Source organism: Streptosporangium sp. CA-115845 (assembly GCF_050943795.1).
GTDB lineage: Bacteria > Actinomycetota > Actinomycetes > Streptosporangiales > Streptosporangiaceae > Streptosporangium.
In genome coordinates this window covers 2,054,922-2,068,552 of sequence record NZ_CP191988.1, presented here as the reverse complement: position 1 = coordinate 2,068,552, position 13,631 = coordinate 2,054,922, and the positions used below count along the sequence as shown (strand labels likewise).

Sequence of the window (13,631 nt, the reverse complement as noted above, 5' to 3'; positions counted from 1 at the left end):
TCGAGGAGATGGAGACGAACAGCGGGCAGGACCGGGTACTGGTGCAGATCACCCGGCCGCGACAGGTGGACCTGGACATCGTCATCTTCCCCGGCGCCGGTGGTGGACCCGGTGCGTTCACCGGCTGGAGCCGGCTCCTGCCCGAGGGCTGGCGGCTCGCCGCGGTGTGCCTGCCGGCGAGGGAGCACCGGGCCGACGAGGACTTCGCCGACTCGATCCCGGCGGCTTCCCGGGAGACCGTTCCGGCCATCGCGTCCTGGCGGGCGGAGGCTGTGCCGGTCGTCTACATCGGGCACAGCATGGGGACATGGCTGGCACTCGAAACGGCACTCGCGTGCACGCCCGACCTGCTGGTGCCGGTCGCGTGCGCACCTCGCGCAGGACCGCTGGAGTACGACGCGCCGAACATGCGGGCGTTGCGGGAGATCACCTACGAGCACGGGCGAGGTCTGGGGATCGACGCCGAGATCCTGGAGGAGATCGTCGCCCGGACCGCGACCGTCATGATCGGGGACATCGGCATGGCCGCCGGGTACGTCCCCTCGCCGGGCCGGCTCAGCTGCGACATCGTCGCGTACTACGCCACGCGTGACACCGTCCCCTGCGAGCCGTGGTCGGCCTACACCTCGGGCAGGGCGGAGTCCGTCAAGGTCGAGGGCGATCACCATTTTGTGAAACGGGAACCACAGGCGGTCATCGAGGACCTCCGGGGGAAAGTGCGGGAGCGGTTTGGCGCGGAGCCGCCGGCGCGACGGCGGCCAAGGACGGGAGGACCGGGTGGAACCCATGGATGAAAGACGTCGACGCGTGGCCGTCACGAGTGCCGGAGAGCCGGAGTCCCGGGCCGGTCAGGAAGGCCGGGACATCGATCCGGAGTCCATCGACCTGGTGGATCCGGAGCTGTACGCCCATGGTGATCCGTACCCCGTATGGGCCTGGTTACGGTTACACGAACCGGTCTACCGGCACCGGGCCACCACGATGCCGAGCTTCTGGGCAATCACCCGGTACGACGATGTGAAGGCGGTCTATCGCGACCACGAGACGTTCAGCTCGGCACAGGGAATCCTGCTGCGCCCGGCCTCCCAGGGGTCGGATCCGGGCGGCGGACGCACCATGGCGCTCACCGACCCGCCGCGCCATCACCAGCTGCGATCGCTCGTCGACCGCTGGTTCACCACCCGGGCCGTGCGCGGGATGGACGGCGGCATGCGGTCCGTCGCCGGCGAGGTGGTGGAGCGCGCGTTGCGGCTGGAGGAGTGCGACTTCGTCGCCGACATTGCCGCCCGGCTGCCGCTCTACGTCATCTGCCGCCTCATGGGCATACCGGCCGAGGACAGGGAGTTCCTGTTCCAGCTCACCAGTCAGGCCTTCGGCGCCGGGGACGCCAACGCCCGGAGCATCGCCCACCAGGAGATCATCCGCTATTTCATCGGACTCATCGAGAAGCGGCGTCGGGCACCGGCCAACGATCTGGTCAGCATGCTGGTCCACGGCCGGGTCGAAGGGCGCCCGCTGACCATCGAGGACATCCTGCTCAACTGCGACAACCTGCTGGTCGGTGGCACTGAGAACGTGCGGCTCGCCACCGCCGGAGGGATGCAGGCGTTCATCGAACATCCCGAACAATGGCGCTCGCTCGGCACGTCCCCGGATCTCATGGCATCCGCCGTTGAGGAGATACTGCGGTGGACGTCCAGCGCCACGCACATCATGCGGACGGCGACCCGGCGGGTGCGGCTGCACGGCCGCACCATTGAGGAAGGTGACCGCGTGGTGCTGTGGAACCCCTCGGCGAACCGTGACAGTCAGATCTTCCAGCGGCCGGACCGCTTCGACATCACCCGGCAGCCGAACCGCCATCTCGCCCTCGGTGCCGGACGCCACTTCTGCATCGGTTCCGTCCTGGCTCGTGCCGAGATGAGCGCGCTCTTCTCCGAACTGCGCCGCCAGGTGGGACGCGTCGAACCGACCGGTCCCGCGGTCCGGCTCAGCTCGATCGTCGTGAACGGCCTGGAGAAACTGCCGGTCCGGCTGCACCCGGCCGTGGCGTGACGCCGGTCGGCGGTGAGGGTGCCACAGTGAATTGAGAAGCTGGACCGGCATGTCGAGGCGGGCCACGGCGACCGTCTCGCGCTGATCTACGACCGCCGGACTCGTAGCCCATTCGAAGGTGAGGGCGGCTTTGCGGCGGTCGGTCCAGCGTTTGCGGGCGTTGCCCGTGGAATCCAGGACGCACGTGAGCGCGGCCCGCTCATCCGGAAAACGCCCGCGAGGGCCGATCCAGGATCCTGCGACCGGAACCGGCCCCTTCGTGGAGCAACGTGGCTCCGAGCGGCGCCAGGGAATGCAGGACGGCACCGCCGATCCGGGTGGTCGAAACGAGTCCGGCGTTGCGCAGTACGGTGGTGTGCTGGCTGATGGAGGCCGGGGAGACACCGACCCGTTCCGCCAGCGCCGTGGTGCTGGCCGGATCACGCAACGCGGCCAGGACAGCCGCGCGGGTGTGTCCGAGAAGAGGTCCCAGGGCGTCCGCCGCCGAATCGGCCGGCCTGTCCACGCGGGCCACCGGGTAGACCAGTATCGTCGACTGGCCCGGCCGGTACGTCAGCAGGGGCCCGGGTGCGAGGTACGACGGGACCAGCAGCAGCCCACGCCCACACAGCCCGACGTCGTAGGCGACCGGCGACGGTATGTGCAGGGTGGGGGCCTCCCAGCGCCATCCGGGATGGAGCGTGGCGAGCAGGGCGTCGACTCCGCCCCGCAGCAGCGTCTCGGCGCGGAACGAGCGATCGGCGACCACGCTTCTTTGGATCTGTCCCCACCTCGGGGCGAGCGACGAGGTGAAGCAGGCACCCAGCTCTCTTGCCAGAGTCCGCCGCGCCTTCACGGAACCGGCGGCGAGTTCCTCGGCCCAGGGATCCGCCCGCTGAAAAGCGCTCAGCGGGCGGAGGCCGTCCTCGAACTGTTCCGCGGTCGTCTGCATGACCGACTCGATGCCGTCGGCGAGATCACTGATGGACGGCTGCAGTAGAAAGTCGGGAAGGTAACCTTCCTGAGCGACCAGCCCGTTGAGTACGCCGGTGGCGGACGCGGTGCCGGAGAGTCCGTCTGGAGAGCGCCCGCGGCCCCAACTTCGCGAACGCCGTACGGCGGTGGGCCCGATATGACGTCGGCGTGCTGCGAGAACGGTTTCCATCAACGCGTTCGCGGTAGGGGCCAGCGTGATCTGAGCCAGATCGGCCGCGGTGAAATGCAGGCGCATCATGACTGCCGGCCCTCGTGCGCGCGGCGTCCGTCGTCGCCATGCCCGGACACGCCGTCCGCGCGACCGCGTCCATCCATGTCGCTCCTCATCCAGTTCGTCGTCGTACCGGCGGATCCGTAACCGGCGCTCAGCGCGCCCGGACACGCCGGCAGGGGTCACAACCGGGCAGGCAAAACAATAAGGAAGGACGTGCCGGCGACGTGGTGGTCATCGCGTGGATCCCCGCGTCGTGGCGGCATGGCACGAGCGGCCGGGGGTCCCCCCGCCAAGCTGGGACGAGACCGAAAATCAGCACTGACAGGTGCCGCCGCCAACCCCGGACCGGCAGAAATCGGTGGAACCAGCGGCAGATTACGGCGTGGCAACACCGCGATCATGATAGTTCTGGACCCGTGACTCCTCCGCTCCCTGAAGGGAGCGGCTTCTCGCTAAGCCGCTTGCGCGACGTCGCGAAGGGCAAGCCCTGCCCGCAGGATGTTGATCGCCGCGTTGACGTCGGCGTGCGCCGCATGAGCGCACCGCTGACAGACGAACGTGGCCTGGGCGAGGCGGTTCTCCTTCGCGACATGCCCGCAGCGGGCGCACGTGCGGGAGGTGTGGGCGGGGTTCACCGCGATCAGCTCTCGACCGGCGCTTTCAGCCTTGTGCGACAGGATCGTCAAGAACACCCCCCAACCCGCGTCGAGAATCGAACGGTTGAGGCCGGACTTCTGGGCAACATTGCGGCCGGGCACCTCGACGGTGCCGGACGCCGAGCGGGTCATGTTCGCGATCCGCAGGTCCTCGCAGGCGATGACGTCGTAGTCGCGGACCAGCGCGAGTGCGGCCTTGTGTGCGCCGTCGAGGCGTTGACGGCGGACCTTGCCGTGCAGGGCCGCGACCCGCGCCACCGCTTTACAGCGCCGCGTGGAGCCGCGTTTCCTGCGGGCGAGGTTCCGCTGGGCGACGGCGAGGCGCTCGGCGGAGGCGGCCAGGTGGCGCGGGTTGTCCAGGTGCTCGCCGTCGCTGGTGGTGACCAGCCAGGCCACGCCCAGGTCGATCCCGACGACCGCGCCGGTGGCGGGCAAGGGTTCGGCAGGTACGTCGTCGCACGACAGCACGACGTACCAGCGGGAGCCTTCCCGCTTGACACTGATCGTCTTGACGGTGCCGCGCACCGGCCGGTGCCGGTGGGCGCGGATATGCCCGACACCCTGGAGACGCACGTAGGTGGCGGTAGGGTGTTCGGGCTGGGAGTCCCACCGGCAGCCGTCGCCGTCTTTGGGCCAGGTCACCGTGTCGAAGCACCCCTTGCCCTTGAAGCGGGGAAACCCCGGGGTGCGCCCGGCCTTGACGCGGGCGAAGAACGCGGCGAACGCCTTGTCCAGGCGGCGCAGGGTGGCCTGCTGGGAGGAGAACGACCACCGGCCCTGACCGCCGGTGTCATCGGCGCGGATGTGTTTCAGGTCGGCGGACTGCTCGCCGTAGCGGATGCTCACGCCCGCTTTGGCGTAGGCGGTGCGGCGGTGCTCCAGCGCGGCGTTGTAGAGGGCGCGGTGGTCGTCCAGGCAGGCGGTCAGCGCGGCGGCCTGCCTGCTGGTGGGGCGGAGCAGGAACTTGAACGACCTACGCACGAGCACCACCACTTTTGGAGGTGCGCTCGTACTGAGTGTTGATGTAGCGCCGCACCGTCTCGGCCGACACCGCGCCGACCGTGGCCACGAAGTACGACCGCGACCACAGCGTGGGCAGCTGGGAGCGCAGGTGCGGGAACTCGGCGCGCAGGTGGTGGGAGGTGAAGCCCTTGAACTGGTTGGCCACGTACGACGGCGAGTTCTTCGGGTTGGGCTTGACGAACAGATGCACGTGGTCGGGCATCACCTCAAGCGCCACGATCTCCCACCCGTGCTCGTCGGCCTTGGTGCGGATCAGCTCCTCCAGGCGGTCCTTCACCCGCCCGCCAAGGACCGGGCGGCGGTACTTCGGGCACCACACCACGTGGTACCCGAGGTCATACGCCGCACCGGGAGAAGTGCGTATCCGACGAGTCACATGATGTTTATAACAGCGCCGCTCATCTAATGCACGACGAACGGAGATCTCTGATGCGCAGACCAGACAGGTCAGGGCACGCTCGGGCCTTGGCGGCCCTCCCGCTCCCGATTCCCCCGTCGCCTAAAGGCGACGGTCCCCTCGGGAGGATCTGATGGAGCTGGGCCGGGACACAGCGAGGGCCTTGATCCGTGACCGCCGCCTGAGCATGGGCCTCGGTCAACGTGAACTGGCGGCTGTCTCCGGGGTGAGTGAGCGTTCGCTGCGCGACATCGAGGCGGGCCGGGTGAAACGACCACGCGCGACCACGCTGCAGCGACTGGCGAGGGCACTGTCGTTCTCGGACGACGACCTCGGCGCGCTGCTCGCGACCGCTCGGCCGGGTTCCAGGACAAAAGACCCCCTTCGCATCGGCGTGCTCGGGCCCCTGTCCGTCAGCCGGGACGACGCTCGCATCGACATCACGTCGACCGTGCGGCGGAGCTTGCTCGGCCTGCTGGCGATACAGCCAGGACAGTGTGTGTCACGAGAGGAGATCGTCGACGTACTGTGGGGAGATCGGCCGCCGAAAACCTGGCGGCGTCTGCTCCAAGGATACGTCGGCTCTCTGTGCGGGCTGCTCGCCTCCGGGCGGCAGGGGATGCCCGTCCCCATCACATCGGTCTCCGGCGGCTACACCCTGGATCCGGAGGCCGCCTATCTCGACCTCGTACGATTCGACGAGTTGCTTGGACAGGCGCAGGCCGCGCGGACCGGGGGACGGGCGCTGCCCGCGTGGGAGTTGTTCGACGCTGCTCTGCGATGCTGGCGAGGCAGTGTGCTGGCCGATGCCGATTCCCGGCTGCGTCACCATCCTGTCGCCGTCGCGCTCAACCGGCGCCGGACAGCCGCCGGCCTGGCATTCGCCGATCTGGGGCTCGCCTCCGGCCGGTACGAGGAGACCTGTGTCCGGCTGCGCGAACTCGTCACCGCCGAACCACTGCACGAGGGGTTGCACGCTCGCCTCATCACGGCGATGGCCGGCTGCGGAGAACAGGCGGCCGCACTGCGGCTGTACGCCGAGGTCCGCGCCGGACTCGTCGACGACCTGGGCGTCGACCCCGGCCCCGAGCTGGCCGCCGCGCACCTGAGGGTGCTCCGCCAGGAGACCGCTGATCGCCACGTCGTGCCGGCGGACACGGTCCCGGCGCAGCTCCCCCTCAGCGCGCGGGGATTCGCAGGCCGTACCGGCGAGATCGAACAGCTCGACACCTTCTTGGCCGCCGCAGGCGTACAACCCGCCGCTCTGCCGATCCTGGTCGTATCGGGCACCGCCGGGGTGGGCAAGACCACCCTGGCGGTGCACTGGGCGCACCGGGTTCGCGACCGGTTTCCCGACGGGCAGCTCTACCTGAACCTCCGTGGGTTCGACGCGACCGCCGGACCTGTCGAGCCCGCGGAGGCGATCCGTACGTTTCTGGATGCACTGCATGTGCCCATGCAGCGGATCCCCCAGGACGTCGACGCCCAGATCGGGCTCTACCGCAGTCTGCTGGCCGGTCGCCGAATGCTGCTGCTCCTGGACAACGCCAGGGACGTCGAACAGGTCCGCCCTCTGCTGCCCGGTACGGCAGGCTGCCTCGTCGTGGTGACGAGCCGCGACCAGCTGTCCGGCCTGGTCGCCGTCGAAGGCGCCCATCCACTGTCGCTCGGCCTGTTGCCGGCCGCCGAGGGGCGTGAATTCCTGGCGCGCCGGATCGGCGCCGAACGCGTCGCCGCCGAACCGGAGGCGGTGGACGCGATCGTCGCCGACTGCGCCCGCCTGCCCCTGGCACTCGCCATCGTCGCCACCCGCGCCGTGACCAACCCGCACTTCGCCCTGACCGCCCTCGCCGGGGAGTTACGCCACAGCCGCGGCGACCTGGACATCTTCCACGGCGGCGATTCCGCCACTCATGTGCGAGCGGTCTTCTCCTGGTCCTACCGCACCCTCGGCGACGAGGCGGCGCGGCTGTTCCGGCTGCTGTCGCTCCACCCAGGACCTGACATCGGCGCCCCGACCGCGGCGCGTCTGGCCAACGTGCCCGAGGAGCGGGTACGACGGCTTCTGGCGGAACTGGTCCGTTCTCATCTGGTCAGCGAGCACGAGCCCGGCAGGTACTCCTTTCACGACCTGCTGCGCGTGTACGCCGCGGAACGCGACCGGGACGAGGACTGCGACGAGGAGCGGGCCGCCGCCGTCCAGCGGCTGTACGACCACTACCTGCACAGCACGGACGCGGCGGTGCGGATGCTGTACCCGCAGCTGATACTGCTGCCGGCGAGCGCGCCCCCGCCGGGCACGCCGCCGGCCGGTTTCGACGCGCCGGAGCGGGCGCTGGCGTGGTTGCGGGCCGAGCATGTCAACCTCGTCGCGGCCATCACCTACGCCGCGGAGCACGGGCCCCGGCCGGCCGCGTGGTTGCTCGCCGGCCTCCTGCGCGGCTACCTCGCCCGCAGCCGGCACTCCGTCCAGCGGCTGGCCGTCACCGGCGCCGGGCTGGACGCCGCACGCGCGACGGGTGATCTGTACGGGCAGGCGTCGCTTCACCTCGGCACCGCGCACGCCCACTACTCCATGAGCCGGCCTCTACAGGCGATCGCGCATCTCGAACGCACCCTCGATCTGAGCCGGCGGGTGGACTGGGCGAAGGGCCAGATCGCGGCGCTCATCAATCTCGGAGCCGTGTACGGAGAGCTCGGACGGCTGGACGACGCCAGCGGCAGACTCCTCGACGCACTCGACGTTCTGCGGCGGACCGGTTCACAACAGCACTCCGAGATCATCGTCCTCAACAACCTGGGAAACATTGAACGGAACCGCGGGCGGCTGCGGGAGGCCATCGACTACCTGACCCTCGCGTACGGCATCTGGCGAGAATCGGAACTCCCGGGGGGGTCGTATGCGGCTCTGTGCACGATAGGCCAGGTCTACCATGACCTCGGAATGCTCTCCCGCAGTGCCGAACACCTGCGTGAGGCGATCAGCCTGACCCGCCGGATCGGGGACTACCTCAACGAGGTCGACTCGCTGGCCGCCCTCAGCAGGGTCCGTCATGACACCGGCCACTTCGCCGAGGCCCTCGAACTCGCGCGGACCGCCCTGCGGCTGAGCGAGGACTCCTCCTGCGAGTCCGTCGCACGGAACGCCCTCGCCGCCGCCTGCCACAGCCTCGGACATCACGATGAGGCCGTGGAGCACTACCTGCGAGGTCTCCGGCTGGCGCGGAAGTCCGGCGTCGGCTACCTCGAAAGCGAGGCCCTCATCGGGTTGTCCCGCGTGTACGTGCTCCTCGGTGACGACGGCGAAGCCGATGCCTCCGCCCGTGCGGCCCTTCATATCGCCAGGAAGGCGACTTTCCGTATCAGGGAAGGGCAGGCCCGCGCGGCACTGGCGGAGATCCACCTCAACCGGGACGAGATCGAGGAGGCGGCGGCCCAGGCCAGGCAGGCGATCGACCTTCATCGCCAGAGCGGTCATCGGCTGGGACTGGCCGACGCCCTGGCACAGCTCGGCTCCGCGACGTGCCGGAGCCGGGGAGTGGAGGCGGCTCTCCCCTTCTGGCGGGAAGCACTCGCGCTCTTCACCGACATCGGTTCGCCCGGCGCCGGCCGGGTCCGGGCTCTCTTGAAGGCCGCGTCCACGAAGGCGGTCTAGAAACTCCTGACCGGAGGATCGAACGGTCAACTGTCCTCCATGATCGACTTGATCTCGTACGAGGTCGTCATGGCGCCGGCGTACACGCGGACGTCGTCGACGGCACCGGGGAAGGTGCCGCTGTAGTTGTCAAGATACTTGTAACGCCCGATGGTGAACGCGCCGTTCGCACTGACCCCCGTGGCGGTCTTGGCGCTGACGAGCGCACCGTTGACGAAGAGCATCATCTTGGATGTCGCCTTGTCCCATGCTCCGCAAAGGTGGGTCCAGACGTTGGGAGCGGCGGGGCCGGTGTCCATGACGGTGGTGTAGGAGCTGTCGCTCACCCCGAGGACGAACTCCCAGTGGCCGGCGGAGTTGGTGCGTAGCCAGAACCCGCTGGACCTCGCGGCGTCCTGACTGAAGACGGCGCGGTAGTTGAGGTCGGCCACATCGTCCAGCTTGGCCCATGCGCAGACCGTGTAGCCCTCGGCGGTGGTGACGACCTTGCCGGTGGAGGCGAAGGCGGCGGCCCCGTCGAACCTCAGCGCCTGGCCGTACCTTCCCGCGGTGCCGGTGGCGGAGCCGTTGAGCGTCAGCGTGTGCTGCCTGCCCGAGGAGTCGGCGGTGAGGCCGGTGGCGGCGTCGAACTTCCACTGCCCCATGCGGGGATGCCGGGGAACGTCCGCTCCGAGCTGGGTCGCGGTCAGGGCGCTTTTCCAGATCTGGACGTTGCTCACCTGGCCGGTGAAGTAGGCGGCGGGCGCGCTGTTGTACCGGTAGCGGCCGACGACGAAGCCACCCGTCGAGGGCCAGGTGACGTTCGGGTTGTGGCTCGCGGTGGCCGCGAGTGATCCGTTGACGTAGAGGGCCATCGTGCGGCTGTCGGCGTCGAACACCGCCACCAGATGAGTCCATACGCCGAGTTGCACGCCGGCGGGCGCGACGGCCTGGTCATAGGGCCAGCCCGTGGTGTCGCCGGTGGCCATGCCGAAGCGCCACGTGTTGTCGCTCTCGTTGGGCCACAGGATGAACCGTGAGGAGTGGGCGCCATCCTCCGAGAGGATGACTCCTCCGGTCTTGGCGGGCTTCACCCAGACGGCCACGCTGAAGGACTTCGTGGTGTCGATCAGGGGCCTGTCGCCGACCAGGCTGCCGGTGCCGAGCGGATCCGCACCGGCACCGGTGGCGTCGGTGTTCAGCATCAGGCTCGGACTGAACAGATCGCCGTCGTGCCACACCGCGTTGCCGGACGCCGTCAGCGTGCCGGTGCCGGTGACGTCCTTGGCTGTGGTGACCGGGACGTTGCCTGAGGCGTCGTTCAACGGCCAGGTGTGAGCCGAGGTGACCAGGGGCCGCGCCGGTCGGGTGGTGATGTCGCCGGTGCCGTCGGCGAGGTCGGTGACGAGGGAGGCCGTCGTCACGCCGCCGGGGCCGACGGTCCACAGGTCGGCATTGCCGTCACCGTCGATGTCGGCGGCCCGCAGGCTCAGCGTCGCGTTCTTGTTCCAGTCGCGGGCCAGCGCGTGGGATGTGTGGGCCAGTGTGCCGTCCATGTCGTAACGCAGGTTCGTCCACAGGTGCAGCGCGCCGGTGCCGCGGTTCCACAGGAACATGGCGGTACCGCTGCCGAGCTGGGCGGTGGCGATGGTCCAGTCGTTCCACGCCATGTCGCCGGCGGGGGTCGGGGTGGTCAGCCGGTCGGTCCAGAAGTAGCCACCGGTCAGGTCCATGTTTGGGTAATAGGTCAGGTAATACCCGTCGTCGCCGCTGCCGCCGACGCCGATGAGGTCGGGATAGATCAGCCCTCGGCCGGTGCTGTCACCGGCGTTCGCGAGTCGCAGGGGCTTGTTCCCGAGGTCGTCCACCAGCGTGTTCGAGGTGATGGTGTACTGGTTGCCACTCAGCTGGGACTGGATGACCGAGCCGTCGCCGTTCGCGTGCAGGATCGAGCCACCGCCGGCGTTGCCCCCGCTGGGATAGTAGACCAGCACGTCCTGCAGGCCGCTGCCGGTGAAGCGGCCGCTGATGACCTGACCACCGTCGAAATCGGCGGGTGAGTTGTCGCCGATGCCGTTGCCGTTGGCTCCGATGTCGGTGGCATAGGTGTTGACGTCGTCGAGACTTCTGCCGGCGCTCAGCCACAGTCCTGATGGGAGCCCGTTGCTGGCGCCAACGGTGAGCAGGTCGGCGACGCCGTCGCCGGTGAGGTCCGCGTCGGCGGCCGTGGCGGCGGGGTCGGAGTTGAACGTCACGGTCGCGGTCTCACCGAAGTTTCCGCCGGGGGAGAGGCTGGTCACAGTGAGGGTGTTGGTGAAGCGGGTCGGCGTGACGTTGATGACGACATCGCCGGAAGCCGCGCTGACGGTCGCGGGAGCGGCACCGTTGAGCTGGTAGCTGTAACCGGTCGGGGTGGGTCCGCCCGCCGGTGCGGAGACGGTGAACACCGCCGGTTGCCCGATCGTGGTCCGGCCCGAGGGCGCTGTGACGCCGGGTGCGCCGGGGTAGGACGGGTCGTACAGGAAACGGCAGGTGACCGACCAGTCGCCGGTCAGATTGAAGTCGGTGACCTGCACCTTCCAGGAGAACCCGGTCGGCGTGCCACCGGCGGCGCCGGTCAGGGTGGCGGCCGGCACCACCAGCACGGCCGTGCCGCCGGAAGCATAGGTCAGCAGGCTGGGGTCCGACGAGGCCACGGGGGTCTCGGTCGTGTCGGCGGTCTTCCACAGTTTGAACGACACACCGAGCGTCCCGCCGTTGCGGTCCGACACCGGCGCGTACAGCGACACCGGCCCGGCACCGACCGTGGTCGGCGTGGCCGCGGCGCATGACGTCGCAGGGGACGTGGTCATCCCGGTCGGCGTGTTGGGCCGGTGGTTGTACCTGATGGTCAGCGTGGGACTGGTCTCAAGGAACTTCTTCCAGCTGTTGTGGTCGCTCGCCTCGTTGTGACCGGTGAGGACGAAGGTCTGGGTCTTCTTGCCGGCGTTGACGTCGGACCTGATCTCGGCCAGCACGTCGAAGGCCACACCACGTGCGGGGCAGGAGGGGCCGTACCCGTGGGCCACGCTCTTGTAGTCGGCCACGCTGCCGAGGTTGACCCCCTTCCAGTAGTTCCAGGTGGCATTGGAGGAGGTCAGGGTGGTGCTGGGAGCGTAGAGGTTCACCCTGCTGGGAGTGCACGAGTAAGACCAGATCCCGGTGATGTCGAGGGTCGCGGAGGCGATGGTCGCGCCTGCCAGGGCACCGGTGTCGACCGGAAAATTGATCAGGGTGTGGGACCACTGGCTGCCCGAGTTGCCGACCTGCATGCGGCCCTGCGGGTCGGGAGTCTTCTTCCAGAAGTTGGAGGACGGGTGGTCATATGAGACGGTGGCCCACCCGTTGTTCTTGGTCCCCGTCGCGGACCAGGTGAAGGTGGGGTCGATGTAGACGGGATACACGGTGTCGGCACCGGTCAGCAGTTCCTGGCTCGGCACCAGATCGATTCTGCCGGTGGTCACGGTGGTCCTGATCGGCATCACCTTCGCTGCCTCACCCGGGCCACGGATCGTGGAGGCCAGGCGCTGCTCCAGAGCATCCGATGCCACGCCCTTGGCTACGGCGGCCGGGCGCGCCGAGTCCCAGGCCATCGGCGCGGGGGCGGTCAGCACGACCTGGCCGACGCTGTCCTTGCCGGTGATGTTGCCCGCGCCGTCGGCGGAGAGGTCGACTCCCTTGGCCTGAGTGGCCACGGTGAGCCTCCTCAGCGCCGGGTTGGCCGCCGCGGCGGCGTCGCGCACCACGAGCACGTGGGAGAAGCCGCCTTGGGCGTCGGCGACGATCCGCAGATCGACCCCCTGCAGCACGTCGGAGTAGGTGGCGGTGTCGCCCGTCAGCGTGGGCGCGGGCAGCGGGATCGGCAGAGTGAACGTCACCGACCTGTCCGCGCTCGCCATGGTCGCCATCGGTCCCGTGCCGCCGCCGGAGAGCGTCAAGGGACTCGTCGTCGTGGTGGTCGACAGGGACCCGTCCGCGTTCCGGCGCAACGTCGCGTCGAGCTTCACCCAGGATCCGTCGACGAGCTTGCGGGTCGGCATGACCGATCGGCTCAGGGTCAGGGTGCCGTCAGGATTGGCCGTCACGGTGTCCGTGGGCGTCGCGGCACCGGTGACCTCGATCGGTTCGCCGGCGTGCCTGGCCTGCGCCAGTGACCGCTCCACCGACATGACTCCCGTTCGGGGCGTGGCGGGAGACGGAGACGGCGCGGCGGCGGCCGACGAAGTCGGCAGGGCGCTGAGGGTGGTGGCGAATACCGCCGCGACCGTGGCCGCGCGTTTCACTCGTGACCAGCGCGGACGGTGAACGATTGAACGCATTGGGGACTACTCTCCGTTGGTTTGCGACGCGCCTGCCCGCCGCCGGTCGGCTGACCGACCGGCACCGGTTCGCCCGTACCGCGACGGCCGCGTCACCGACTCGCGCGGTGGTGGGCACCGCGAACGACCGGGCCGGCGTCCGGCTGGAAGAAGCCATTGATGAAAAACTCTCCGAGTGGCCGGGCATCCGGTTCGAAAAGGAACAACACGCCTCGCTGACAGCCGTTTGCGATTGCGGCATGCGGCGAACACCGATAACGGTTCCCGGTTAATGGCGTGACATTCTCTTCCTTAGCACAGATAACGCGTTCCACGGGAA

At 69.1% G+C, this 13,631-nt stretch carries 9 protein-coding genes; 5 read left to right on the top strand and 4 right to left on the bottom strand.

Annotation, left to right across the window (positions count from 1 at the left end; all coding sequences use genetic code 11):
- Window positions 1-8 precede the first annotated feature (8 nt).
- Window positions 9-794, top strand: coding sequence for a thioesterase II family protein (locus ACQP0P_RS11735; RefSeq protein ID WP_433374778.1), 786 nt, complete (start codon window positions 9-11; stop codon window positions 792-794).
- Between the two features lie 13 nt (window positions 795-807).
- On the top strand, window positions 808-2,055 hold the full coding sequence (locus ACQP0P_RS11730) for a cytochrome P450 (protein ID WP_433374775.1): 1,248 nt from the start codon (window positions 808-810) through the stop codon (window positions 2,053-2,055).
- A gap of 199 nt (window positions 2,056-2,254) precedes the next feature.
- On the opposite strand, the gene ACQP0P_RS11725 is transcribed toward ACQP0P_RS11730, so the two are convergent.
- The 3 genes from ACQP0P_RS11725 to tnpA all read right to left on the bottom strand — a co-directional run bounded on the left by ACQP0P_RS11725 (window position 2,255) and on the right by tnpA (window position 5,299).
- Window positions 2,255-3,268: an ArsR/SmtB family transcription factor gene (locus ACQP0P_RS11725; RefSeq protein ID WP_433374772.1), complete on the bottom strand. Its 1,014-nt coding sequence runs from the start codon at window positions 3,266-3,268 to the stop codon at window positions 2,255-2,257.
- A 428-nt stretch (window positions 3,269-3,696) separates the two neighbouring features.
- Window positions 3,697-4,881 carry an RNA-guided endonuclease InsQ/TnpB family protein gene (locus tag ACQP0P_RS11720; RefSeq protein ID WP_433374517.1) on the bottom strand — a complete coding sequence of 395 codons (1,185 nt, stop codon included), beginning with the start codon at window positions 4,879-4,881 and terminating at the stop codon, window positions 3,697-3,699.
- Window positions 4,874-5,299: an IS200/IS605 family transposase gene (tnpA, locus tag ACQP0P_RS11715; protein ID WP_433362464.1), complete on the bottom strand. Its 426-nt coding sequence runs from the start codon at window positions 5,297-5,299 to the stop codon at window positions 4,874-4,876. Before tnpA ends, ACQP0P_RS11720 begins: the two co-directional genes overlap by 8 nt.
- 154 nt (window positions 5,300-5,453) lie before the next feature.
- On the opposite strand from tnpA, the gene ACQP0P_RS11710 reads away from it, so the two are divergent.
- Window positions 5,454-8,975, top strand: a complete 3,522-nt coding sequence (locus tag ACQP0P_RS11710) for a BTAD domain-containing putative transcriptional regulator (protein WP_433374769.1) — start codon at window positions 5,454-5,456, stop codon at window positions 8,973-8,975.
- A 26-nt stretch (window positions 8,976-9,001) separates the two neighbouring features.
- Here ACQP0P_RS11710 and ACQP0P_RS11705 read toward each other — a convergent pair whose 3' ends face one another.
- Window positions 9,002-12,871 (bottom strand): LamG-like jellyroll fold domain-containing protein, encoded by a 3,870-nt coding sequence (locus ACQP0P_RS11705; RefSeq protein WP_433374766.1) that lies wholly within the window; start codon window positions 12,869-12,871, stop codon window positions 9,002-9,004.
- Here ACQP0P_RS11705 and ACQP0P_RS11700 point away from each other — a divergent pair.
- Entirely contained in the window at window positions 12,861-13,298 is a 438-nt protein-coding gene (locus ACQP0P_RS11700) for a hypothetical protein (RefSeq protein ID WP_433374763.1), read from the top strand. The genes ACQP0P_RS11705 and ACQP0P_RS11700 overlap by 11 nt on opposite strands.
- Complete coding sequence (locus tag ACQP0P_RS11695; RefSeq protein WP_433374760.1) at window positions 13,279-13,584, top strand: hypothetical protein; 306 nt, start codon at window positions 13,279-13,281, stop codon at window positions 13,582-13,584. The genes ACQP0P_RS11700 and ACQP0P_RS11695 overlap by 20 nt, the downstream gene beginning before the upstream one ends.
- The last annotated feature ends 47 nt before the right edge of the window (window positions 13,585-13,631 follow it).

Excerpts from the sequence above, each read along its gene's own strand:
- ACQP0P_RS11735 (WP_433374778.1), top strand. The coding sequence starts at position 9 with ATGGAGACGAACAGCGGGCAGGACCGGGTACTGGTGCAGATCACCCGG.
- ACQP0P_RS11725 (WP_433374772.1), bottom strand. The coding sequence starts at position 3,268 with ATGATGCGCCTGCATTTCACCGCGGCCGATCTGGCTCAGATCACGCTG.
- ACQP0P_RS11710 (WP_433374769.1), top strand. The coding sequence starts at position 5,454 with ATGGAGCTGGGCCGGGACACAGCGAGGGCCTTGATCCGTGACCGCCGC.